General features: G+C 43.4%; 16 protein-coding genes. 12 read left to right on the forward strand and 4 right to left on the reverse strand.

Features of this window, described 5'->3' with window-relative positions; genetic code table 11:
* Positions 1–8 precede the first annotated feature (8 nt).
* Both N8A86_RS00525 and N8A86_RS00530 read left to right on the forward strand, forming a co-directional pair.
* Entirely contained in the window at positions 9–1,820 is a 1,812-nt protein-coding gene (locus N8A86_RS00525; protein WP_273567283.1) for an acyl-CoA dehydrogenase family protein, read from the forward strand.
* 100 nt (positions 1,821–1,920) lie between these two features.
* Positions 1,921–3,381 (forward strand): pyridoxal phosphate-dependent decarboxylase family protein, encoded by a 1,461-nt coding sequence (locus tag N8A86_RS00530; RefSeq protein ID WP_273567284.1) that lies wholly within the window; start codon positions 1,921–1,923, stop codon positions 3,379–3,381.
* Here N8A86_RS00530 and N8A86_RS00535 read toward each other — a convergent pair.
* Entirely contained in the window at positions 3,367–5,169 is a 1,803-nt protein-coding gene (locus N8A86_RS00535; protein ID WP_273568993.1) for a glycoside hydrolase family 15 protein, read from the reverse strand. The genes N8A86_RS00530 and N8A86_RS00535 overlap by 15 nt on opposite strands.
* Positions 5,170–5,271: 102 nt before the next feature.
* Here N8A86_RS00535 and N8A86_RS00540 point away from each other — a divergent pair, with 102 nt between their 5' ends.
* The 7 genes from N8A86_RS00540 to N8A86_RS00570 all read left to right on the forward strand — a co-directional run bounded on the left by N8A86_RS00540 (position 5,272) and on the right by N8A86_RS00570 (position 14,439).
* Positions 5,272–7,572, forward strand: coding sequence for a bifunctional alpha,alpha-trehalose-phosphate synthase (UDP-forming)/trehalose-phosphatase (locus N8A86_RS00540; protein WP_273567285.1), 2,301 nt, complete (start codon positions 5,272–5,274; stop codon positions 7,570–7,572).
* On the forward strand, positions 7,505–9,025 hold the full coding sequence (locus N8A86_RS00545; protein ID WP_273567286.1) for a nuclear transport factor 2 family protein: 1,521 nt from the start codon (positions 7,505–7,507) through the stop codon (positions 9,023–9,025). The genes N8A86_RS00540 and N8A86_RS00545 overlap by 68 nt, the downstream gene beginning before the upstream one ends.
* A gap of 9 nt (positions 9,026–9,034) precedes the next feature.
* A complete protein-coding gene (locus tag N8A86_RS00550) occupies positions 9,035–10,198 on the forward strand; it encodes an MFS transporter (protein WP_273567287.1) in 1,164 nt (387 codons plus the stop codon).
* A gap of 53 nt (positions 10,199–10,251) precedes the next feature.
* Positions 10,252–10,689 carry a TMEM175 family protein gene (locus N8A86_RS00555; protein WP_273567288.1) on the forward strand — a complete coding sequence of 146 codons (438 nt, stop codon included), beginning with the start codon at positions 10,252–10,254 and terminating at the stop codon, positions 10,687–10,689.
* 187 nt (positions 10,690–10,876) lie between these two features.
* Positions 10,877–12,208, forward strand: a complete 1,332-nt coding sequence (locus N8A86_RS00560; RefSeq protein ID WP_273567289.1) for a M28 family peptidase — start codon at positions 10,877–10,879, stop codon at positions 12,206–12,208.
* Positions 12,209–12,308: 100 nt separating this feature from the next.
* On the forward strand, positions 12,309–13,928 hold the full coding sequence (locus N8A86_RS00565) for a M1 family metallopeptidase (RefSeq protein ID WP_273567290.1): 1,620 nt from the start codon (positions 12,309–12,311) through the stop codon (positions 13,926–13,928).
* Between the two features lie 100 nt (positions 13,929–14,028).
* A complete protein-coding gene (locus N8A86_RS00570) occupies positions 14,029–14,439 on the forward strand; it encodes an EthD family reductase (RefSeq protein WP_273567291.1) in 411 nt (136 codons plus the stop codon).
* A gap of 193 nt (positions 14,440–14,632) precedes the next feature.
* On the opposite strand, the gene N8A86_RS00575 is transcribed toward N8A86_RS00570, so the two are convergent.
* Entirely contained in the window at positions 14,633–17,914 is a 3,282-nt protein-coding gene (locus tag N8A86_RS00575) for a WD40/YVTN/BNR-like repeat-containing protein (RefSeq protein WP_273567292.1), read from the reverse strand.
* 138 nt (positions 17,915–18,052) lie between these two features.
* Positions 18,053–21,475 (reverse strand): ThuA domain-containing protein, encoded by a 3,423-nt coding sequence (locus N8A86_RS00580; protein WP_273567293.1) that lies wholly within the window; start codon positions 21,473–21,475, stop codon positions 18,053–18,055.
* A gap of 107 nt (positions 21,476–21,582) precedes the next feature.
* Here N8A86_RS00580 and N8A86_RS00585 point away from each other — a divergent pair, with 107 nt between their 5' ends.
* The 3 genes from N8A86_RS00585 to N8A86_RS00595 all read left to right on the forward strand — a co-directional run bounded on the left by N8A86_RS00585 (position 21,583) and on the right by N8A86_RS00595 (position 23,849).
* The gene (locus N8A86_RS00585) at positions 21,583–22,659 is read left to right on the forward strand and encodes a zinc-dependent alcohol dehydrogenase family protein (RefSeq protein WP_273567294.1); all 1,077 of its coding nucleotides are present in this window, start codon (positions 21,583–21,585) and stop codon (positions 22,657–22,659) included.
* Positions 22,660–22,664: 5 nt separating this feature from the next.
* Positions 22,665–23,240, forward strand: coding sequence for a YdeI/OmpD-associated family protein (locus tag N8A86_RS00590; protein ID WP_273567295.1), 576 nt, complete (start codon positions 22,665–22,667; stop codon positions 23,238–23,240).
* Positions 23,241–23,306: 66 nt separating this feature from the next.
* Positions 23,307–23,849 carry a DUF5655 domain-containing protein gene (locus N8A86_RS00595; protein ID WP_273567296.1) on the forward strand — a complete coding sequence of 181 codons (543 nt, stop codon included), beginning with the start codon at positions 23,307–23,309 and terminating at the stop codon, positions 23,847–23,849.
* A gap of 25 nt (positions 23,850–23,874) precedes the next feature.
* Here N8A86_RS00595 and N8A86_RS00600 read toward each other — a convergent pair whose 3' ends face one another.
* Positions 23,875–25,125 (reverse strand): MFS transporter, encoded by a 1,251-nt coding sequence (locus tag N8A86_RS00600; protein WP_273567297.1) that lies wholly within the window; start codon positions 25,123–25,125, stop codon positions 23,875–23,877.
* Between the last annotated feature and the right edge of the window lie 150 nt (positions 25,126–25,275).

Raw genomic sequence — 25,275 nt, forward strand, 5'->3', positions numbered from 1 at the left:
GAAAAACAATGAGTACAGAAGTAACAAATAAGGATATTTTACGAGGAGGACAATTCCTCGTCAAGGAAACCAAATGCGAAGATGTTTTCACTTTGGAAGATTTATCCGAAGAGCAAAAAATGATGCGCGATAGCACCAAGGAATTCGTCGATCGCGAACTTTGGGCACATTGGGAGCGTTTTGAGAAAAAAGATTATGCCTATACTGAAGAGTGTATGCGCAAGGCGGGCGAACTTGGACTTTTGAGCGTGGCAGTCCCTGAAGCTTACGGTGGAATGGGAATGGGTTTTGTTTCCACCATGTTGGTTTGTGATTACATTTCAGGTGCAACCGGTTCTTTCAGTACGGCATTCGGAGCACATACGGGAATAGGAACGATGCCAATCACGCTATACGGAACCGAAGAACAAAAGCAAAAGTATGTTCCAAAATTGGCTTCCGGCGATTGGTTTGGTGCTTATTGCCTAACAGAACCTGGCGCTGGTTCTGATGCAAATTCCGGTAAGACCAAGGCAGTTTTATCCGAAGATGGAAAGCACTACAATATATCCGGCCAAAAAATGTGGATTTCAAACGCAGGATTCTGTCAGATGTTCATTGTTTTCGCGCGAATTGAAGATGATAAGAACATAACGGGCTTCATTGTTGAGAACAACCCGGAAAACGGAATTACACTCGGAGACGAAGAGAAGAAATTAGGTATTCACTCCTCCTCTACCCGTCAAGTCTTTTTCAGCGATACCAAGGTTCCTGTTGAGAATATGCTTTCAGAGCGTGGCAACGGATTCAAAATAGCCATGAACGCTTTGAATATAGGTCGAATCAAATTGGCTGCTGCATGTTTGGAAGCACAACGTCGTGTTATCAACGAGGCCGTGAAATATGCGAACGAGCGTATTCAGTTTAAGACCCCGATTATAAACTTCGGTGCCATTAAGGCCAAAATAGCAAATATGTCTACGAACGCCTATGCAGGAGATTCTGCCTGCTACAGAGCAGCTAAAAATATTGAGGACCGCATTGCTATCCGCGAAGCGGAAGGTAATTCACATCATGAGGCTGAACTCAAAGGTGTGGAAGAATACGCTATCGAATGCTCAATTTTGAAAGTAGCGGTTTCAGAAGATGTCCAAGACACCACCGATGAAGGTATTCAAATCTTTGGTGGTATGGGCTTTAGTGCCGAAGCGCCTATGGAAAAAGCTTGGAGAGATGCCAGAATTGCAAGGATCTATGAAGGCACCAATGAAATCAATAGAATGTTGTCCGTAGGAATGCTTTTCAAAAAAGCGATGAAAGGTCATGTGGATTTATTAGGTCCTGCGACGGCCGTTGGAGAAGAATTGATGGGAATTCCATCTTTCGATGCTCCTGATTTTTCGGAATTATTCGCCGAGGAAAAGGATTTGGTCGCGCGTTTGAAAAAAGTATTCCTAATGGTAGCAGGAAGTGCGGTACAAAAATTCGGTCCAGAATTGGAAAAACACCAACAATTGATGTTGGCAGCTTCCGATATTCTTATCGAGGTTTATATGGCAGAAAGTACCATCCTCAGAACCGAGAAAAACGCAAAACGTTTTGGCGAAGATGCCCAAGCGACCCAAATCGCAATGTCAAGACTATATTTGTATAATGCAACTGAGACTGTAATTCAAAAAGGAAAAGAAGCGATTATTTCATTCGCGGAAGGCGACGAACAGCGCATGATGTTGATGGGATTGAAACGTTTTACAAAATATACCAATAACCCGAACGTAGCAGCTTTGCGCACCCAAATTGCGGACAAAGTAGCTGCGGACAACGGTTACACCTTTGACTAATTCAGATGATTCCTTCGGAGACAGAAGGGAAAGCCGTCCACAATTTGTGGACGGTTTTTTTATTTGGTAAATGCGAAAGAAGCGTATAATTTTATCTGCAATGAGCAAATTACTTCAAAGGGCCTATTCTCCAGAAAATTTTAAAAATACGGGGCATCACTTAATCGATATGCTTTCAAAACATATTGGTCAAGTTTTCGACGAAGATCTGAATAAAGTCATAAATTGGTCGGAACCAGAACCTTCCTTATCCTTTTGGAAAGAATTTCTTGAAAAAGGAAAGTCGGAAGCGCTTTTTGAGGAAGTGCTAAAACGTTCGACACATCTACACCACCCTAAATACATAGGTCATCAAGTGGGGCCTGCTGCTCCTATTACACTCTTGACGTCAATGATCAGTGCGGTACTTAATAATGGTACGGCCGTTTATGAAATGGGAATGGTAACCAATCCCATGGAGCGCATCATTACCCGACTACTTTGCGATAAAATTGGCTACAACGAAAACTCTAGCGGATTTTTAACTTCTGGGGGGACTTTAGCCAACCTCACCGCACTTCTTTCAGCGAGAAAAGCAAAGGTAGCCACAGATGTTTGGAATGACGGACATACCAAGCCTTTAGGGATTATGGTTAGTGAAGAAGCGCATTATTGCATAGAAAGAGCAGCAAAAATCATGGGGCTAGGCGAAAAAGGACTTATCAAAATTCCCGCAAAAGCTGATTTTTCGATGGATGTTTCGGCGCTAGAGACCGAATATAGCAAAGCATCGGAAGCGGGAATTAAAATATTCGCCATTGTCGGGAGTGCGCCCGTTACAGCTACGGGAATTTTGGATGATTTGGAAGCTATCGGTTCTTTTGCCAGAAAACACAAATTATGGCATCACGTTGACGCGGCCCATGGTGGTGGTGCACTTTTTTCTTCCAAATACAAGCAAGCCCTACATGGAATCGATAAGTCGGATTCTGTTGTAATCGATGGGCACAAAATGATGATGATGCCCGGCATAACAACAGCTTTGGTATATAGAGACAGCAAGACCTCTAACGCAACCTTCAGTCAAAAAGCGGATTACCTTTTGGAAGATTCCAGCGAGGCGGACTGGTATAATTCAGGAAAAAGAACTTTTGAATGTACCAAAAACATGATGGCATTGCATTGGTTTTCATTATTAAAGACCTACGGAGAAGAACTATTCGATGAATATGTCACCAACCTCTATGATTTAGGTGGTGTCTTCGGGGAGATGATAAGAAACGAGGAAGGCTTTGAACTAGCGGTGACCCCTATGACCAATATTGTTTGTTTTCGCTATATCCCAAACAATGAAGGCCTCAATGATGAACAATTGAATTCGTTAAATAAATTGATTCGTCAGTATTTATTGGAAGATGGGGAATTTTACATTGTACAAACAACTTTACGCGGAATTCACTATTTAAGAACTACTATAATGAACCCCTTTACCACCAAAGATCATTTGAAAAAGCTATTGACGAAAATTAGAGAAATAGCTTTGGCAATTCCCCCTTTGAAAGGAGAATCACTCCCGCATTGATTCCAAAATAGTCTCTTCTGTATCCTTGTTTGAAAAATTGATAGCACACTCGATAAGTGCCAAATGCGAATAGGCTTGAGGAAAATTTCCCAAAAGTCTTTTGGTCTTAAAATCAATGTCTTCACTGAATAGACCTAAATGGTTACTGTAACTTAATAATCTATCGAAATGTTTCATTGCCTTTTCCTCCTCCCCGATTTTAAACAGACTATTGATGAACCAAAAAGTACAAATGGTGAACGACGAAGAAGGCAATCCGAAGTCGTCTTCATTTTTGTAACGATACAACAATCCGTCATTGCTTAGCTCTTTTTCTATGGCCTTAACGGTACTAACAAATTTTGGATCCTTGGCAGGAATAAATCCATACGATTCCATCAACAAAACGGAAGCATCTAAATGCGTAGAACCATACGATTGTACGAAGGCACTGATTTTTGGGTTCCACGCATTGTCAAGAATGTCATTCTTGATTTCCTGTTCAAGCGCCATCCATTTCTCAAGTTTTCGGGTCTTTTTCAAAATCCGAGCGACCTTTACCGCCCTATCTATGGCGACCCAACAAAGCACTTTGGAAAACGTAAAGTGCCTATCCTCAGTACGGAACTCCCAAATTCCTTTATCTGGTTCTTGCCAGTGCCTACTGACGATCCAAACGATTCCCTTGGTTATCCCCCAAAGTTCCTCGCCATTTTCCAAATCCGTATCGAATTTGGCCAACTGGGAATGTATTACATCCATTAAGATGCCATAAATATCGTTTTGCTTTTGCGCATAGGCGGCATTACCCACACGTACAGGTTTAGAACCCTTATAACCGGCCAAATGACCCAAAGTCTCTTCGGTCAACTTCTTTTCTTTGTTGATACCGTACATTATCTGCAGCTTTTCATCCTTATCGGGAATCAAATCAATGATAAACTGCAAATATCTTTTGGCTACGTTTTTATGGCCGAGATCGGCCATAACTTTAATGACCATAGAGGCATCGCGAATCCAGCAGAAACGGTAGTCCCAATTTCGCACCTCGCCTATTGTTTCGGGTAGCGAAGTGGTGGCCGCGGCCAAAACAGCCCCGGTCTTATCGTAACTAAGCAATTTCAGGGTAATTGCGCTTCGCGTGATCTGTTTGTTATATTTTCTATAGGTCGGCGTTCGATTGGCCCAGTTCAACCAATATACCTTGGTACGTTCTAGATCAAGATAAATTTTTCTAGAGGTTGGTTGTAAAATCTTTTCATTGTACCCCAGCAAAAAATATCCGTTTTGCTGTAATTCCAACTCCCTACCTTCGACAACCGCATTTTTGTTAAAAGAGGTGTATAGAAAAACGGTGTCGAACTTTTCCGTTTCCGTCAGACTAACTATGAAGTTTCTTTTGACGTAAGTATTCGTGCTGCCTAAGGCATATTCAAGCTTGGGGTTGTAATGCACACGAAACTTGGGCTTTCCCTTGATATGTCTTATGTGCCTTGCCAATTCCGGTGGCGCATGATAATCACCGTTCTCATTATAATACCGTGGCATAAAGTCATGTATCTCAAAAACATTATCTCCATCCGAAAAACGGGTTATCAATACCGCAGTGTTCTTCTTATAGCGCTGTTTGATATTGTAGTCATCATCGACCAAGATTTCAAAACTTCCGCCAATTTTTTCGTCAAGCAATTTTGCGAAAACCGACGAAGAATCAAATTCTGGCAAGCAACACCAATCGATACTTCCTGTTTTCGATATCAATGCCGCGCTCCTACAATTTCCTATAATTCCATAGTCCAAATTATCCATTCCGTAAAAATCTTGATTCAATAGGGTTCACAATTGGTTTTGCCTTTCTTTTTGCCGAAATTGAGAGAAATTAAATTCAAATCAAAGTAAAACCCTTGATTTATGGGCAAAACTATCATAATCTCAAATAGACTACCTGTTCAATTGCAAATTAGCAATGGCGGCATAACTGCTGTACCCAGTGTCGGCGGTTTGGCCACGGGCATGAAATCGGTGCATTCGGGCGGAGATAGTTTATGGATCGGATGGAGTGGATTGACCGATGAGGAGATTCCAGAAGAACTCGCCGATGATATCGATAGTGCACTTGCCGAACATGGTTCTTCAAAGGTCAAATTAACCGCTGATGAAGTAGATGGATTTTATTATGGATTTAGCAATCGCACGATTTGGCCCCTATTCCACTATTTTTTGGAATATTCAGAATTTGAGCTTGCGAGCTGGGAAACCTATAAAAAAGTAAATCAAAAATTCGCCGATGCCATTTTGCAAAAATCGGAAGACGACGACATTATCTGGGTACACGACTATCAATTGATGTTGGTACCCCAAATGGTACGCGAAAAACGTCCTAATATCGCGATCGGTTTCTTTTTGCACATTCCTTTTCCTTCGTATGAGATTTTTCGAACGATGCCGTGGCGCGAAGAAGTACTACAAGGTCTCTTAGGTGCCGACCTCATCGGTTTCCACACCTATGACTACGAGCGGCATTTTCTAAGTTCTGTGCGCAGGCTACTTGGACTAGAGGTAAGTTTTAATGAAATTTACCTTGAGAATAGGGTCATCAAGGCAGATTCCTTCCCAATGGGTATCGATTATAAAAAATTCAGGGATGCAGCGCTGGAACACAAAAAACGGGACCCCGAAAAGCTTTCCGAGCTACAAAAAAGACTCAACAAGCATAAAGCGGCGGATCCAGAGGCCAAATTCTTTTTGTCCATCGATCGGTTGGATTATTCCAAAGGAATCGCCAAACGGCTCAATGCCTTTGAGTATTTTCTGAATAAATATCCTCAATATAAAGAAAAGGTCCGCTTGATTATTTTGGCGGTACCATCTCGCTCCAATGTGCCACAATACCAGTTACTAAAGCGTGAAATTGATGAATTGGTCGGACGTATCAATGGCGAGTTCTCGACCGTAAGCTGGACGCCCATTTGGTATTTCTACCGCTCCATGCCATTTGAAAACTTAATTGACTTATATACTTCGAGTGATATTGCATGGTTGACCCCGTTACGCGATGGCATGAACCTGGTCGCCAAAGAATACATTGCCACCCGTACCGACCAGACCGGAGTACTTATTCTGAGCGAAATGGCGGGCTCGGCCAATGAAATGAACGAATCGCTATTGATAAATCCGAATAATTTTGAACAGATTGCCGATGCACTTTTCGAGGCGATCAATATGCCCAAGGAAGAACAACAGGCGCGGAACGAACTATTACAAAAACGATTGGAACGTTACGACGTCGAGCGATGGGCCAATGATTTTATGAACTCCCTGAGAGGCCAAAAGGATAGGGATGCCGCCAATGTTTCAAAACGCATGACCGACAGCCGGCTGAGTACCGTTTTGGAAGAATATCGAAAGGCAAAAAAGCGATTATTATTCTTAGACTACGACGGCACATTGGCAGGTTTTCATAACGACCCCCAAAAGGCCGGGCCAGACGAAGAACTCTACAAATTGCTCGATGCTCTCAAAGAACAGCCAGGAACGGTCCTTTTTATAATCAGTGGCCGCGACAAGGATACGTTTACGAGATGGTTTCTACCCAAGAAATATAATATGATCGTTGAACATGGAGTATGGATTTCTCGGGATGGCGAAGATTTCAAACTGTTGGAAAATGTCAAAAATGATTGGATGGATAAAATACGCCCGGTTTTGGAGTCTTTCGTAGACCGAACACCTGGGAGTTTTATCGAAGAAAAAAACTACTCCCTTGCGTGGCATTATCGAAAGACCGATCCCGATTTCGGCAATTTGCGGGCAACAGAACTCTCCACCGTATTGACGAGCTTAATTGGTACCGATGACCTCAGCGTACTCAACGGAAATAAAGTCATGGAAGTCAAAAGCAGCAACGTGAACAAAGGTCGTGCCTCTATGCGTATGTTGGGAGAAAACGATTACGACTTCGTTTTTGCCATCGGTGATGATTGGACCGATGAATTTATGTTTCAAGAACTTCCGGAAAGTACAGTTACGGTCAAAGTCGGAAGACAGAAAACCTCGGCAAAATATTTTGTGGAAAACACTATGAAGGTTCGTGAGCTTTTTGAAATCGTTTATAAAAGCATAAATTTAGGGCAAACCCTGAACGATGAAAAAATTGCTCTACGTAAGTACCTTCTTTCTGGCCATAACGATGTATGCCCAACCGAACACTGAGGTCTATCTTCTTGATATCACTGAAGTGGATGGAAGAATTGAGCTTTCAAACCTTATAAATATCTCAAATAATGAGGGTTATGACAATCAGCCTTCATTTTATGATGACAATACCGTCCTTTTTTCGTCCACCCGTAATGGGCAGACCGATATTGCCAAATACAATATGGGTTCCATGGAAATTTCTTGGTTGACCGACACGCCAAGGGGCAGTGAATATTCCCCATTAAGAATTCCCGCATCTGATGATGTTTCCGCGATTCGTTTGGATACCAGCGGATTGCAACGCCTGTATCAATATGACATAAATACGGGTAAATCGGAAGCTATTCGCAAAGACGCGAAAGTCGGGTATCACTTGTGGTACTCAAAAAACATTCTTGTGAATACTATTTTAGTTGAAAATCGTATGGACCTGGTGGTTTCCAATTTTAAGGATGGCACCAATTATACGGTTCAGAAAAATGTTGGTCGTTCATTGCATAAGAATCCTAAGGCCGAGGAGATATACTATATCAGCACTGAAGCGGATATGACTGCGGTTAAATCACTTCATCCGGTAACGGGCGCTACGAAACCAATTACTTCCTTGCCCGCCGGAACAAATGATATTTGCATGTTGCCGGATGGAAACATACTTTTCCCCAGCGGCAAGACAATCGTTAGTATTAACCCTGATACAAAGGAAAGCCCAAAGGCCTTACATTTATTTCAAGAAGAGGAAATCAACAATATTTCCCGCATGGCGATTAGTTCCGATGGAAAACACATGGCAATCGTTTCCGAAGAATCTCCGGCAATAATTGTCCAAAAACAAGTGGAATCGTATAATGCAGGTAACCTTGACGCCTTTGTTAATTGCTATTCCGAAAACGTTGTGGTCCGAAATTTTCCAAACGATACACTTTATGTAGGCCATGAAAAAATGCGCAAGAATTACAGCAGTTTATCTCCGGATAAAAAAGTGTATGATGTAGAAGTTGTAAAACGTATCGTCATTGGCAATAAAGTGATCGATCAAGAAAAAGTTACAGGAAATGACAAGATTCAAATGCAAGTCGCACTCTATGAAGTAGCTGACGGAAAAATTTCGAGTATGACTTTTATCTTCGATGATGACAACGCGTCCAATCCCGAAACAATTGTCCAAAAACAACTTGATGCATATAATCAAAGGGATATTGAAGGCTTTTTAGAGACGTATACCGAAGATGTGGCATTGTATAATTTTCCCGCAGAAAAGAGGTCCCAGGGCCAAAGTGAAATGCGCAAAGGCTATACAGGCTTTTTTGAAACCACTCCCGATTTGAATTGCGATATCAAAAACCGCATTGTCATCGCCAACAAAGTGATTGACGAAGAGTTTATTACAGCCAACGGGAATAATTTTAGCGCTGTAGCCGTCTACGAAGTGGAAAATGGCAAGATCGCCAAGGTGACCTTTCTACGCTAAACGAAAGCATTGAAGCCAAAACCCCATATTCTTCCGATAATCATTTTTTCACAATTCGCCTGTACCTCGCTTTGGTTTTCGGGCAATGCGGTAGTCGATGAACTCGCCGCAAAAACAGGGTTCGGAAATGAGATTATCGGCTATATTCTCTCTTCCGTACAATTGGGCTTTATTGTCGGTACGCTGACCTTTGCGCTATTCATGGTGGCCGACCGTTTTTCGCCTTCAAAAGTGTTTTTGGTCTGTGCTTTTCTGGGAGCGTTATGCAATCTGACCTTGCTTTTGGAGAACAATTCCAAGGCACTACTTCTAATCTCACGTTTCGCCACAGGCTTCTTTCTGGCGGGAATCTATCCCGTTGGCATGAAGATTGCCGCGGACTATTATGAGCGGGGCCTTGGAAGGGCTTTAGGATTTTTGGTCGGCGCCTTGGTTTTCGGCAAATCCTTCCCCTATCTCATCAAGGCGATGCAATGGGGCGATGATTATACCATGGTCATTAAATCGGCTTCGGCCACTGCGGTTTTCGGGGGTGTACTTCTATGGTCTTTAGTGCCTGATGGGCCTTTTAGAAAACCAAGCCTCCGGTTGCAATTGCAATCGGGGCCCAGACTTTTCAGAAATACGGGATTTCGCAAGGCCGCTTTAGGCTATTTTGGCCATATGTGGGAGCTATATGCTTTTTGGGCATTTATCCCTTTTACTTTAGCGGCCTACAACACCTTGGGAAACCATTCCATTTCTATTCCACTGTGGACCGCTATCACCATTGCCCTTGGTGGATTTTCATGTATTCTAGGAGGTTATTTATCCCTGCGCTATGGGAGCAAAAAAGTAGCAGTGATCGCGTTATTTCTTTCAGGGCTGTGCTGTTTGTTGTCGCCGTTGCTGTTTCAATTTCCCACAATGATTTTTCTGATTGCTTTTTGCATTTGGGGTATGGCGGTAACGGCCGATTCACCCCAATTTTCATCATTGGTAGCATCTTCCATAGCTCCTGAACTCAAGGGAACCGGACTCACATTGGTCAATTGTATCGGTTTTGCCATTAGCATTGTCAGTATCGAATTGCTATCGGTTTTGGCAAACTCCATCCAACCAAATTATATATTTATCGTCCTTGCTATAGGGCCCGCTTTGGGATTATGGCAGCTGTTCAACAAATCCAATTAATTTTTAATACATTGTATCCTAAAGGAAAAACGTGCTGACAAGTTGAGCAAAACATGAAATTTCTCCATAACATTAGTCGAATTGAAGCTTTTAGCGATGCCGTATTTGCATTTGCGGCGACATTATTGGTGGTTTCCGTGGGATATGAGGAAAGCTCGTCTGTCATAAAAATTGATTGGTTGGTCTTTCTTGGTTTTGGGGTCAGTTTTTTTGTTCTGGTCGCGCTGTGGTGGCTTCATTATAATTTTTTTAGAAGAACGAACTATATGGATGGTTGGATTATTGCCGTAAACGCCATTCTACTTTTTGTGGTGCTTTACTATATTTTCCCGTTAAAATCGTTAATCAATTCCATGACGGGATTGCAACGATTGTCCTTTGACGAAATATCATCCTTATTTCAATTATATAGTTTGGGATTTTTGCTAATTTTTTCTTGCTTCTCCCTAATGTATTATCGAGCTTATAAAAAAACAAGGAATCCAATTTAAATATCGATTTGTTATTCTATGCCCGACACTTCGCGATTTATATTCTTGTTTCCTTGATTTCGATGCTAATCGCCAAATCTCAAATTGGAGTCAAATGGGCGTCGCCAGGTCTTATTTATATGCTTTTGGGGCCTTTATGTTATTGGCATGGTGTATCCTTTAATAAAAATTTCAAAACAGAAATCTCATGAAAAAATGTTTCACGGTAGTATTCTTCATTTTTTGTGTTTGCAGCTATGCACAAACCGACCAACGCATTTATGATATCATCGATTCGGTCTCCGCTGAACGCATTGAGGCGGATGTGACCCAACTGGCCAATTTTGGCACAAGACATACGCTAAGCGATACGGTATCGCAAACCCGGGGTATCGGGGCTGCACGTCGATGGATAAAATCCGAATTCGAAAAAACGTCCTCGGCATGCAATGGTTGCCTTGATGTATTTTATCAAAAAGATTTAGTGGAAAAAGGTACCAATGAACGCATTGTACATGATGTTTGGGTCGTCAATGTGGTCGCCGTTCAAAAAGGAACGAAATACCCGAATCGCTATATTATCATGAGTGGGGATATCGATTCACGGGTCAGCGATCCCACGGATTTTACTTCCGAATCCCCTGGTGCAAACGACAACGCGAGTGGAATGGCGGGTACGTTGGAAGCGGCCCGAGTTCTTTCAAAATACCAGTTCGAGAATAGCATTATCTATGTCGGGCTTTCTGGGGAAGAACAAGGACTCTTTGGCGGAAAGGGCCTAGCGGCGCATGCCAAGGAAAAAGGATGGGAAATCATCGGCATTCTCAACAACGATATGATCGGAAATATTACAGGGGTCGATGGCATCACAAGCAGTACCGATTTTAGAATTTTTTCCGAACCTATCCCACCCACCGAAACGGAAAAAGAACGAGCCGCACGCAGATTCTATGGTGGCGAAGTCGATGGCATATCACGCCAATTGGCTCGCTATGTGCATAAAACGACCAAAGAGTATATGCCCGAAATGAACCCCATGATGATCTATCGATTAGATCGTTTTGGCCGTGGTGGACATCACCGTCCATTCAATGATGCTGGTTTCCCAGGAATCCGTATCATGGAGGCTCATGAAAATTATACCCAACAGCATCAAGATATTCGAACCGAAGATGGTATCAACTATGGTGATGTCTTGGAGCATGTCAATTTCGATTATGCCAAAAAACTGACCGCCGTCAATGCCATTAGTCTGGCATCATTGGCATGGGCACCACCCGCCCCGAAAGAGGTAAAAATAGGAGGTATCGTAGAACCTTCTGCGAAGTTTCAATGGAGCAATGTCGATGGTGCCGTGGGCTACAAAATACACTGGAGGGACACCACCTCCCCCACTTGGGATCATAGTCGTTATGTCGGTGATGTCACTGAATATACCTTGGATGGCATCGTTATTGATAATTATTTCTTCGGGATTTCTTCGGTCGGAAAAGATGGGTTCGAAAGTCCCGTAGTATTTCCAAATGGAGTATTCAGGTAAAAAGCTCAAAATGACGAGTACTAAATTCCAATACATCTGTTGGAATTTGGGATTTGTCTATTGGAATTTTAAAATTTTGACTTCTAAAAATAGGATCGCAATGAAATATGTTTCCTTTTTGTTTCTAGTGCTAGTCTCAGCATCCGGGTTCACCCAAAATTTTACCGAACAAGACACCCTTCGTGGAAGCATCACTCCAGAACGTGCCTGGTGGGACCTCAATTACTATCATTTGGATATCGAGGTAAACCCCGACGAAAAATTTATCACGGGCAGCAATACCATTCGCTATAAGGTTTTGAATACAGAGCAGGAGCTACAGGTAGATCTGCAGCCACCGCTAAAAATTGAAAAAGTAACCCAAGACGGCAAGGAACTCGATTTCAAATCGAAAATCAATGCCCATTTCGTCAAGTTGGAAAAACCGCAAAAAGAAGGAGACTATAATGAAATCGTGGTGCACTATTCCGGTCAACCAAAAGAAGCGGTCAATGCGCCATGGGACGGGGGTTTCTCATGGAAAAAAGATGAAAACGGGAAACATTTTATCGCGACCTCTTGCCAAGGACTGGGCGCCAGCGTCTGGTGGCCTAATAAAGACCATATGTATGACGAGGTCGATAGTATGCTAATCAGTGTGAAAGTGCCCAAAGATTTGATGAACGTATCCAATGGGCGACTTCGTAAAATCGAGGAAACGACCGACACCAAAACCTATCATTGGTTTGTGGGCAATCCCATCAATAATTACGGGGTCAACGTGAACATCGCCGATTACGTGCATTTCGGGGAAACCTATCAAGGCGAACAAGGCCCTTTGACCTTGGATTACTACGTTTTAAAGTACAATCTTGAAAAAGCCAAGGAACAATTCAAACAAACCCCGATGCTGATGGAAGCCTTCGAACACTGGTTTGGCCCCTACCCTTTTTATAAAGATGGTTTTAAACTGGTCGAAGTACCCTATTTGGGCATGGAACACCAAAGCTCCGTCACCTATGGCAATCAATATGGAAACGGGTATTTGGGAAAAGATCTCTCAGGTTCGGGCTGGGGACTAAAATTTGATTTTATCATTATTCACGAAGCAGGTCATGAGTGGTTCGCCAATAACATTACTTATAAAGATGCCGCCGATATGTGGGTGCATGAAGGGTTTACTTCCTATTCCGAAAATCTATATCTAGACTTTCATTACGGCCAAGAAGCAGCCGAGGACTACGTCATCGGGCTTCGCCAAAATATTCGACACGATCGTCCGGTTATCGGGGCTTATGATGTGAACAATTCAGGGTCGGGCGATATGTACTATAAGGGTTCAAATCTTTTACACACCATTCGGCAATTGGTCGATGATGATACAACTTGGCGTCAAATTTTACGCGGACTCAACAAAGATTTTTATCACCAAACCGTTACCACCAAACAAATCGAAGACTACCTCAGCAAGAAATCAGGACTCGATCTCTCCAAAGTCTTCGACCAATATCTGCGAACCACCGACATACCTGTTTTTGAATATGAAATGCAAGACGGTAATGTCATCAAATACCGCTATACCAATGTGGTCGATGGCTTTGACATGCCGTTACGGGTTTTTGTGGATGGTGAACCGTTATGGCTGACTCCTACCACCGAATGGAAAACGGAAAAAGCAGACCCAAATGCCACTACTTTTAAAGTGGACCGGAATTTTTATGTGGAGAAGAAAGAGCTTTGATTCACAAAAAAAACAGCTACAATTGGGCAACTCATCAATAATGTAGTGATCATGTCATCAAAAAATACTAATTTTTAAGAATTAATAAAAGTCAAAAAAAATGAAAATCAAACCATTCATCCTCACCCTCGGTGCTATCGCAATCCTTAGCAGTTTCCAATCGACTACGCCAAAAGATAATTCCGAAATTAAAAAGGGAATGATCAAAGTAACGCTTCTCTATCCCAACGGGGAAGGGAAAACATTCGACATGGACTACTATTCCAATAAGCATATGCCAATGGTGGCAAGTTTATTGGGCGATTCATTAAAATTGTTAGCAATCGATAAGGGACTAGCCGGCAGGACGCCCGAGGAACAAATTCCATACCTGGCCATTGGGTATTTATACTTTGACAAACTTTCGGCCTATGAAAATTCTTTCGGCCCAAATGCGGAAAAAATCGTCGGTGATATTCCTAATTATACCAATATTCAACCTGTTGTACAAATTAGTGAGATAGTTGAATGACCGAGCAAATGACGGGGCTCATGCATGATTGCTGGTTAGTGGCCAAGGTGTAACCATAATTTTTTGAATCCACGTTCCCGTAGGTGAGATTTGACTTCAATCCAGTATTTAGAGGGCTCCTCCCTTGATATCAAGGGAGGTTGATTCGCTTTAGCGAAGACGGAGGGATTGACCCTCAAAGACTAGGCCGTGTTCATTCAAACTTTCTTCCTGGCGTATAAGGCGCCCCCGCTGCCTCAAGGGCGGCTTCAAAAGTTTCCAATTCCTTAAAATAATTCACTAGATCGCCACGAAACTTCCCAAAATCGGTTTCAGCAATTTCGATGTTCTTTATTTGGGTTTCTGTTGGGGCTTGGCGGGTTTCCCAATGGCCATAAGCGACCCCACCGACGCGCGATTGAATCGATGGCTCGGTTGCCTCGTTGAATTTTTGACGCATGGGATCACTATACAATTCCGCTCGCAAATCTGATAATTTTTTATCCAAGGTGCTCAATCGTTCAAAAAGCTCGGGCTTTGCATTTGGGGTTTCCAACAGGGCCGCTTTCATGTGTTTCAACCGATTGCCCGCTTCGCCGAGTTGCCTTCCGGCACTTGAAAGCCGCCGTAAGAGTTCACTTGTTTTTTGTTGAAATTCGGCTACGGCATTAAAATCCGTTCCCTCAACCGTATTCGGCACAGGTTTTACGGTAAACTCTTGAGCGGCTCCTTGTGATTGTAGGTTTCCATTTTGGGCAATAAAAAGTTCCACCGAGTATTTTCCGGGGGCGACCAATGGCCCTTCGGCCTCTCCAGCCCAAGGTGGCCTAAATTCAGGCTCTGTCAATTCAATGGGATTTGGTGCGGGAAGTTTTAAATCCCAATTCGTACGGTGCAATCCCTTTTTGGCGGTGCCTTTTACCCAACGAATCGCATTGCCATTGGCATTCTTGACCAACAACAATACCTGCGGTTCATTTTCTTTGGCTTCATCGTTCAATCGTTCCCATCCCGGGAAGGGTATACTCAGATTCTTTTCACGCAAGGCTTTTTCAGAATCTTTACGCTGGGCCTTCGTAGTCTTTGGAACCTCATTCAAATAGTAAGTGAACACAGCTCCAAACGGCGGATTTTCAGTCCTGAAACTCGTAGTCCCTTGCCCGGGCATTCCTTTGGCCTGCATGGGTGCGCTAGGCACATACCACCAAGCATCACGCACGGAAAAAAGCATGTTCGACTTTTCATTTATGGCGTTGCTTAGTTCCCGTAATGGAGAATAATCGTCTAAGACATAAAAACCGCGTCCAAAAGTGGCCCCGACCAAATCATTATCCCTTTGGTGTAATTGCAGATCCCGAAAGGCAATAGTAGGCACTCCGCCATCCAACTTGATCCAATTTGTTCCTTTATTGGGCGAAAAATAGATACCGTATTCTGTTCCGACAAAGAGTAGGTTTTCATTGATATGATCTTGTTTCAAGACCCATACGATGGTTCCGGCAGGCAAATCACCTGAAATCGATTTCCAAGTGCGACCGCGATCTATGCTCATAAAAACATAGGGGCTAAAATCGCCGAATTTATGCGAATCCGCAACGGCAAAAACGGTATTGGCATCGTGCTTTGAAGCCTCGATATCATTGATAAACGAACGTGCCCGTACTTTGGGAAGTGCTCCACTTTTTCGCCAATTTTGGCCACCATCTTCACTTACGTGAATCAGACCGTCATCGGATCCCGTATAAAGCAGCCCTTCGACCTTAGGCGATTCTTCGATGGAAGTCAAGGTCGCGTATTTCGACATGGCACCCGTATCATACAGCGCATCGGAGCTCCAGACCCGATTGTCCATGGTTTCCAATTCGTAGCGATTCGTATCTGTCGTAAGATCTTTGCTGATGGGGGTCCACGAATTTCCTTTATTCTCGCTGCCCCATACCCTTTGAGAACCAAAGTATAGGCGTTCATGGTTATGTGGACTGATCAACAGAGGACTATCCCAATTCCATCGTTCGGGCGCGTCACCGGGCGCGGCTTGGGGTTTGATGTTCAGCACCTCTTCACTGCGTCGATCCAAACGGTGCAGTTCGCCTTGTTGAATTTCCATATAGACAATATTAGGGTCCTCTGGATCAAAGGCGGAATTGTAACCGTCGGCTCCTAGCGGTACGTACCAATCTTGATTTCGTACGCCCTCGGTGTTCATGGTCCGTGACGGGCCTATCAAAGTGCCAAGATCCTGTGCTCCCCCGACAATGTTGTAAAACGGTTCGGCGTTGTCAAGTCCCAATTTGTAAAACTGTGAAATAGGGAGGTTCGGAAAATGCCGCCACGTAGTGCCCTCATCAAAAGTTTCATATAGTCCACCATCAGTACCTGCCAGCAAATGCTTGCCATTATCAGGATCGATCCACAAGGCGTGATTATCGCTATGCTTTTCGCGCCCGGTGCCCAAGACCTTGAACTGGTTCCCTCCATCACGAGTAACATGGATAAAAACATCCATCTGATACACCAAATCGGGATTTACAGGGGAAGCCTCAATTTCCTGATAGTAGTGAGGGCCCGTTCCTCCCGAGGTATAACTATTCTGTTTTTTCCAGCTTTCTCCTTTATCGATGGATTTGTAAAAACCTTTTTCATCATCCCCTGCTTCAATGGTGGCATATACCAGTTCAGGATCTGCCGGAGTTACGGCAAGACCTATTTTTCCAACATCGCCACTTGGCAAACCCGTCTTGATCTGACGCCAATTCTCTCCATTATCGGTTGATTTATAAATTCCGGATTTTGGTCCGCCCGCCAAGAGTGACCAGGTCTGCCGTCGGCGCTGGTAGGCAGCTGCATAAAGCACATCAGGATTTGAGGGCTCAAATTCGACATCGGTTATCCCTGTATTTTTATCGATTTCGAGAACTAGATTCCATGTTTTACCGCCATCCCTTGATTTGTACAATCCACGTTCACCACCAGCAGACCATAACGGTCCTTCCGCAGCAACAAATATGACGTCACTATTTCTAGGGTCGACCAAAATTTTACCGATATGTTCCGATTTTGCGAGCCCCATTTGTTGCCAAGTTGTTCCTCCATCATTACTTCGAGAAACTCCGTCGCCCCAGGCCACATGGCGACCACTCACATTTTCACCGGTGCCTACCCAGACCACGTTCGGATTGTTGGGGTCGAGGGTCACGGCGCCAATAGAATAAGAAGGTTGATCATCAAAAATAGGTTTCCATGTGATGCCGTTATTGGTCGTTTTCCATAAGCCCCCGGAACCGACGGCGACATACCATTCACTGCGATCGTTGGGATTGACCGCAATATCAGCGATACGCCCACCCATAAGTGCCGGACCAATCTCGCGCAGTTGTAAGCCAGATGCGGCTTCTGACAACGCTTTTGTATTTAGGTTCTGGGCATTTGCAAAAGGAAAATTGAAAAAATAGAAGACCGATATTGTCAAGATAGTGGCAATGAATTTTTTAGGCATTTCGAAATTTATTTGGTGGATTAGCATCTGTCAATTGTTGTATTCGAGGTAAATATTCTATGGAGTAATTTAGGGATAAAAAATAAAAAAATCCCTTCTAAAATTAGGAGGGATTTTTTGTTTCATTGAATGTTCGTATTAACTCCCAAAATTCACATGGGTCACTGCGAGAACTCCCTCTGCGCGAGGTTGCAAGGCATCGGGTTTGTGTACAAAATAGAGTTCTTCGGCCTTTACATCGTCCATCTGGACATCAAAAATAATCGGTATCATGCCCGATTGAAATCCACCAGGACTGGCATTCACTTGTTGTACCGAGCCTCCTTTGCCAATCAGTTGGCCATCCGGTGCGTTCAATCGTACTTCAAAGTTTATGGGTGCGGAAGGTTTTTCTTGAAACCCTACGATCAGGGTGGCCGCTTTGACCCCTTTAAGATCTATATCTTCCAAAACAAACCATCCCTCTTCCGCCGGAACTAGTAATAAATCCATCCCTCCGAATGCTACGGGCGAAAATTTTTCAACCTTGGTCGCTGGAGAAAAAGGCACCGTACTACCTTGCAAAGCGACCGATTTAACGGCGGTCAAGGGTCGAATTCCGTTCACGCCCTTATCGGTATAGCTGGCCGTCAATATCATGGCATTGTCGGTCGGAGATGGTTTAGGAACTATACTTCCCGCTAACGGAAGTGACTTTTGTTTGGTGCCGGTGTCAGCCAAGGATCTTATGTATAGGGCAATTTGCCGCGTTTCATTTTCGGTAATATTAGGGTGGGCGGCCATAGCCACTTCGCCCCAAACCCCTGAACCTCCGGAAACGATTTTCTTTTGCAAATAACCAGTCGCTCGACGATCGTTCTTATATTTTTGGGCAATATCCTTGTAACTTGGCCCAATGGATTTTTCTGCCTCCTTATGGCAAGCCTTACAATCCATGCCTTGGGTCAACGCTTTACCTGTAACAGCCGCTGACACTTGTTGATGTCCCATCGACTGGTTCACCTGGTCCATTCCTTCCATGTAATCCACGGAAACAAAAACATTGCTCGGATCTATATCATCATTTCCATCAGGGTCGGTCACCGTCACCTTATAATTGATCGGTGTACCGGCGATAAAGAAGGTAGAATTTCCCCCGGCCAAGTCAATATTGATTTCCGGTCGCGAATTTCCCGCCACGATACTGGTGGCCTCGCTTTTTGCACTGGCACCCGCGGCATCTTTTGCCTCGACCGATAATTTATATTCCCCTGCATCCACATAGCTATAGGAAAGTTCCGGTACGTTGGTCTCTTTGGTCTCTCCATTGCCCAAATCCCAGATATAGGAAACCGCATCGCCTTCGAGGTCCTCGGCCTGCACTTTTGCATTTATGGTCAAAGGAAGTTTTCCGGTATCGGCATCGACGATCAAATGGTCGATAACGGGAGGTCTGTTTCCGCCATTGAATTCCACAAAGCTCAACGCAGAATCATCATTTTTGGTAAACCAGCCACTGCCGTACTCCAAAAGATAGAGCCGCCCGTCTGGGCCGAGTTCCATATCGATCAGGTTGTTCACCTTGATATCGGAAGCAAAGGGTTCCATTTTATTGAAAGTACCATCCTCGAACAATGTTACGGCCATCATCCAACCGCGCATCCATTCATAAATAATGGTTTTGCCATCATAATAGGAAGGGAGTCCGCCCCCATCGGGATACATATCTGAATAATAGGTCGGGCCGGCCATCGCATTACGACCCCCTGTGCCTACTTGCGGAAAAGCAGGTGTTTCGGCATAGGGGTAATAAATATATGCCGGGGTCGCTGGCGGAAGTTCCGTCAAGCCCGTATTGTTCTTTGAATCATTGATGGGTTTCATCGGGTCGAAAGCCGGACCCGATTGGCCGGTTTCATAGTCGTAATCGTGATAAGCATAATTATCTCCAATGAAAAGTGGCCATCCGAAATTACCTGCTTTTAGGGCAAGATTCATCTCGTCATACCCCATTGGTCCGCGTGTTTCAAGGGAATCTGCGCGTGCATCGGGACCAACTTCGCCCCAGAACAAGTGTCCCTTTTTCGGGTCTACGGAAATGCGATATGGATTTCGATGCCCCATCGTGTAAATCTCTGGACGCGTTTTTTCAGTGCCAACAGCAAAAAGATTTCCTTCCGGAATATCATAACTACCATCTTCGTTCACTTTTATCCGAAGGATTTTACCCCTTAAATCATTGGTGTTTCCTGAAGAACGCCGTGCATCATATTGTTTTTTTCCTGACAAATCATTTAAGGGAGCATATCCACTATTCACGTACTTTACGTCTTTTTCATTAAATGGAGTAGAATTATCCCCTGTAGAAAGGTATAGCAGTCCGTCACCCCCAAAAGCTATGGAGCCACCCGTGTGGCAGCAGATTTCACGATCGGAGCCGACATCCATAATTTTCTGTTCAGAGGTGAGGTCGAAATTACCATCCTTGAATGTAAAGCGTGACAGACGGTTTACAGATTCATCTCCCGTAGGTGCATAATAGACATAGATCCAGTTATTCGTGGCATAGTTGGGATCTTTTTGAATTCCCATTACCCCTTCCTCAGCATTGACACCGGGCGTATTCAGCGTCTTGTGATAGACATCCAATTTGGCCACTTCCTTCAGCTCTTTGGTCGCATCGGAATACAAAACAATTTCGCCACGGCGCTGGGCGACCAACACATCATTATTTGGTAAAATGGTCATTTCGGTAGGTTCAAAAAACTCGCCATACGACATAGTCACTTTTGAAAAACGATTGACATCCGGCGGAATTTGTGAGATGGCCTTGCCATAATCCAGATTTTCATTGTCTCCAATGGCATATTGAATGCCCCCTAAAAGATGCTTTAAGAACAAATCTTCGGAAAAGCTTTCGTCAGTATGGCCGCCGCCTGTGTAAAAAGCACGTCCGCCATCAAAATTATGGTGCCAAGCTATTGGATGAAAATCGCCGTTCTCTCCACCTTCATAACTTGATTCGTCCAAAGTCATCAATACATTGACGCCGGGATTGATTCGCTTGTAATTGTACAGTTCATCTTTGCGATGCCAAATGGAATCCGTGAACATTTTTGTGGAAATATGGCTGTTATCCTTTACGATAAAATCCGCTTCGGGCGTTCCGGAAGGGTGGCTCAGAAATTGCGCTCCGGCCAATTTGTTGTACCAACCCCAATCGTATTCGGTATCGGCAGCCGCATGAATTCCGACATATCCACCTCCTGATTGAATGTACCGCTCAAAAGCCGCTTCTTGCTTGGCATCGAAAATATTTCCCGTGGTGCTTAAAAAAACGATGGTAGAATATTGTTTGAGATTGTCCTCGTTGAACTTTTCGGCATTCTTTGTGGTGTCGACTTCGAAACCATTTTCAGCACCCAATTTTTGAATTGCGGCTATTCCGGCAGGTATCGAGGCATGTTTAAAACCCATGGTTTTAGAAAATACCAATACCTTGGGTTTTCCTTCGCGTTTGTTGCCGCAAGAGCTGATCAGCAAAGCGCAGAACATTACCAATAGGGGAAATACTTTTTTCATACAATTTGTTATTGAGTTAATTAATCTTCTAAAGTAGTGATTCCCGACTTTAATTGCCAAGTTGATACTGCAGAAAGTACTATTTTTAGTGAAAATGTTTTTTTTTGATGGTCAAAGGGGAAAAAGTAAAACGAGTTCAACGTATGAATGCATTGGTCTTTGAAAAATTTCAGGGCAAATTTCAAATAAAACAGGTTGAGGACCCCACGCCAAAACCGGACGGCGTTGTTGTAAAGGTATCCGCCACCGGATTATGCCGTAGCGACTGGCACGGCTGGATGGGCCATGACCCCGATATCGTCTTGCCCCATGTACCAGGTCACGAATTGGCGGGTACGGTTGCGGCGACAGGAAAAAATGTCAAGGAATTTAAAATTGGGGACCGTATCACGGTTCCTTTTGTATGTGGCTGTGGCGCTTGCCCACAATGCAATTCAGGAAACCATCAAGTCTGCGACCATCAATCGCAACCGGGATTTACCCATTGGGGCTCTTTTGCGGAATATGTCGCGTTGGATTATGCCGATACTAATTTGGTAAAACTTCCCAAAGAAATCGATGATGTAACGGCTGCCACTTTGGGGTGTAGGTTCGTGACCTCATTTAGGGCGGTCGTTCATCAGGGTAAAGTCAACGAAGGACGATTTGTAGCCGTACATGGTTGTGGCGGGGTGGGCCTTTCAGCCATCATGATCGCAGAGGCTTTAGGTGCCAGAGTGATTGCCGTGGATATCAACAATGAATCTTTGAAATTGGCAAAATCGTTGGGTGCCGAAGCAGTCGTAAATGCCAGCGAAACTCAAAATGTGGTAGAAAACATCAAGGACATAACCCAAGGCGGAGCCCATGTTTCCATTGATGCGTTGGGCAGTGCGACCACTTGTTTCAATTCCATTTTAAACCTTCGTAAACGAGGGAAACATATTCAAGTGGGCTTGATGACGGAAGACCATAGCCCACCGAGAATACCTATGGACAAAGTAATCGCGAACGAGTGGGAAATCATTGGTAGTCATGGCATGCAGGCCTTCAAATATGAGGAAATGCTGGAAATGATAATCGAGGGGAAATTACATCCCGAAAAATTAATTGCCAGAACGATAACTTTGAAGGAAGCCGCTACCGCGCTACCCCAAATGAATACGTTTGAAAAAACCGGTGTTTCGGTAATCAATTCCTTTTAAAATACATGAATAAAATACCCGAGCTTTATTTTAAAAACGACACCGAATTTCGGGAATGGCTACATGAAAACCATGCTGAAATCGATGGTATTTATCTGATTTTCTACACCATCGCCCATGAAAACGATAGCATGCGTTGGGAAGAAGCGGTACAGGTAGCCATTTGTTATGGGTGGATCGACAGTACCGTAAAAAGTTTAGGCGATGGCAAACGGCGACAATATTTTTGTCCGAGAAAACCGAAAAGTGTTTGGAGCAAAGTCAATAAAAACTACATAAAAAATCTATCTAAAAAAGGATTAATGCACAAGAGCGGATTAGAAGCCATCAAAATCGCTAAGGAGAACGGGTCATGGACGGCTTTGGATGATGTTGAAAATGGTATGGTTCCCGAAGATTTACAAAAAGCCTTTGATTCCAATCCGAAAGCTTTTAAGAACTACAAAAAGTTTACCAGAGGGCAGCGAAAAAGCTATCTATATTGGCTAAACCAAGCGAAACGAGAAGAAACGAGACAGAAAAGAATTGAAGAAATAATTCGACTTTGCGAAGCAGGTATAAAGTCGAGAAATACTAGATAGAATAAAATTATTAAAATTACCGAGTAACTAGAATTATTCCATATTTATAACATAAAATCAAAACTTATGGACAAAGCATTAGAAACCATGATAGCCAATATGTCAGAAAAAACGGGGAAATCACTTCAAGAGTGGACAGCCATTCTCAAAAAGAAAAACTTTGCCAAGCATGGCGAAGCTTTGAAGTTCCTAAAAGGAGAACATGGGGTTACCCATGGCTTTGCCAATACCATTATTGTTTTGTCAAAAGAAGAAAAAGTGGATGATGATGATCTTGTAGCCAATCAATACAAGGGAAAGGAAAATCTAATTCCTATTTACGAAAAACTGATTGCTATTATTAAGACCTTTGGCAATGACGTAATTATCACTCCGAAAAAAACCAGCGTAAGCATTATCCGAAAATGGCAGTTCGCACTCATTAAACCGGCAACAAAAACACGAATCGATTTGGGGTTGAAATTAAAGGATAAGCCCGAAACTAAACGGTTAGGAAATTCGGGGCCATTCGGTACCATGTGCACCCATCGCGTGCAACTGACACAAGTGGACGAAGTGGATTCCGAATTAAAAGAATGGCTGAAGGAGGCTTACGCGAAGGCGAACTGATTGCTTGTTGCAAACAGCGATTTACTTACTTTCTTCCATAAAGTCTGTAATAAATAAGAGCGGCAATACCACCGATAACGGCAAATCCTGTCAACATCCAAAAGACATTTTGGAAACCAGGTTCCCCTGGATTGGAATCCAACAAATACCCAAAAGCGAGGCTTGCAAAAATATCGGGGGTAAATCCAACCAAAGAAATAAGACCTACTGCTGTTCCAGTGAGTACAATCGGAATCTTTCCGTCTTGCATCACTGCAAAATATAAAGCCCGTGCGGAATAAACTCCTATGGCTACTACAATTACCGATAAAAAGAACAAAGCTGTTGTAGACGGGCCAATGATGCCGGTAGCAAATAACAGCCCCCCGATTATAGAGGCTATAAAACTAAAAACCAGCCACAATGTAATTTTAAAGCGGTCTACGATCAAACCCACCAAAATACCGGTCGTAGGTCTTAAAAACTGTAAAAATGTACCAAGTTGGGCAGATTCAACTTGGTCGTACAACATCACTTCATTGGCATACTGTGAAACAATATCTGTGATTTTATAAGCGACATAGGCACAAAGAATAATGACCATAAGTAACCAAACCGCAGGAAGCTTTAAAACCGACCCAATTTGTTTGACAGATATCTTTTGAAGGAGAATTTCTTTTTCGTCCACTCCAGATTTCATGAAAAACCAGGTCAAGATACCTATAGCAATGATGACAAGGGAAAAGGAATAAATGACATAGGCAAAGGCATCTTTTCGATCTGCAAAAGAAGTTGATCCAACATCATCAGCAACGAACAATGAAAATACAAAGACCCCTAGCAATCCGAAAAGAAATCCTGTAAGTCCGCGACCTCCATCCAACAAGCCGAAAGCCTTACCTTGTGAAGCGGCACCTCCCCAGACACGGGTAGCTTTGATCATCGGCGCCCAAAATAGAAAAATAGTAGTAAAACCCCAGTAGCCGAATAACACTTGTAGCACTTCAAACTTTGGGAACGTAGCAAAAACCAGTCCGCCTACAGCGGTCATCCACAATGCAATCGCCATCAATTTTCTGGGTGGGTACTTATCAGCTAAAATTCCTCCAAATGGATATGAAATCATAGCTACAATACCATAAACGGCCGTATTTATGCCCCATTCCATATTGCTCATTTGAAAAACATCCAAAACAGTAGGCCTGAAAATACGGGGCAATACAAAAGGAAGAATGAATACGGCCTCACCAGCCAAAATCAACAAGACGAGATAATACCAAGTGGCGGTCTGCTTCATAAGCGAGAAAGATACTAAGAACAGATGAAATGTGGAACAGGCTTTACTTTACACGACCAATTTATAATTTTACCCTACTTTTGTGCTAAGCGATTCGACAGGTGTACCGAGCAAGCGTGTTTCCGTTATTGGTTTTCCTTTTAATCGCCA

Source organism: Maribacter halichondriae, assembly GCF_027474825.1.
GTDB classification, from domain to species: Bacteria; Bacteroidota; Bacteroidia; order Flavobacteriales; family Flavobacteriaceae; genus Meishania; species Meishania halichondriae.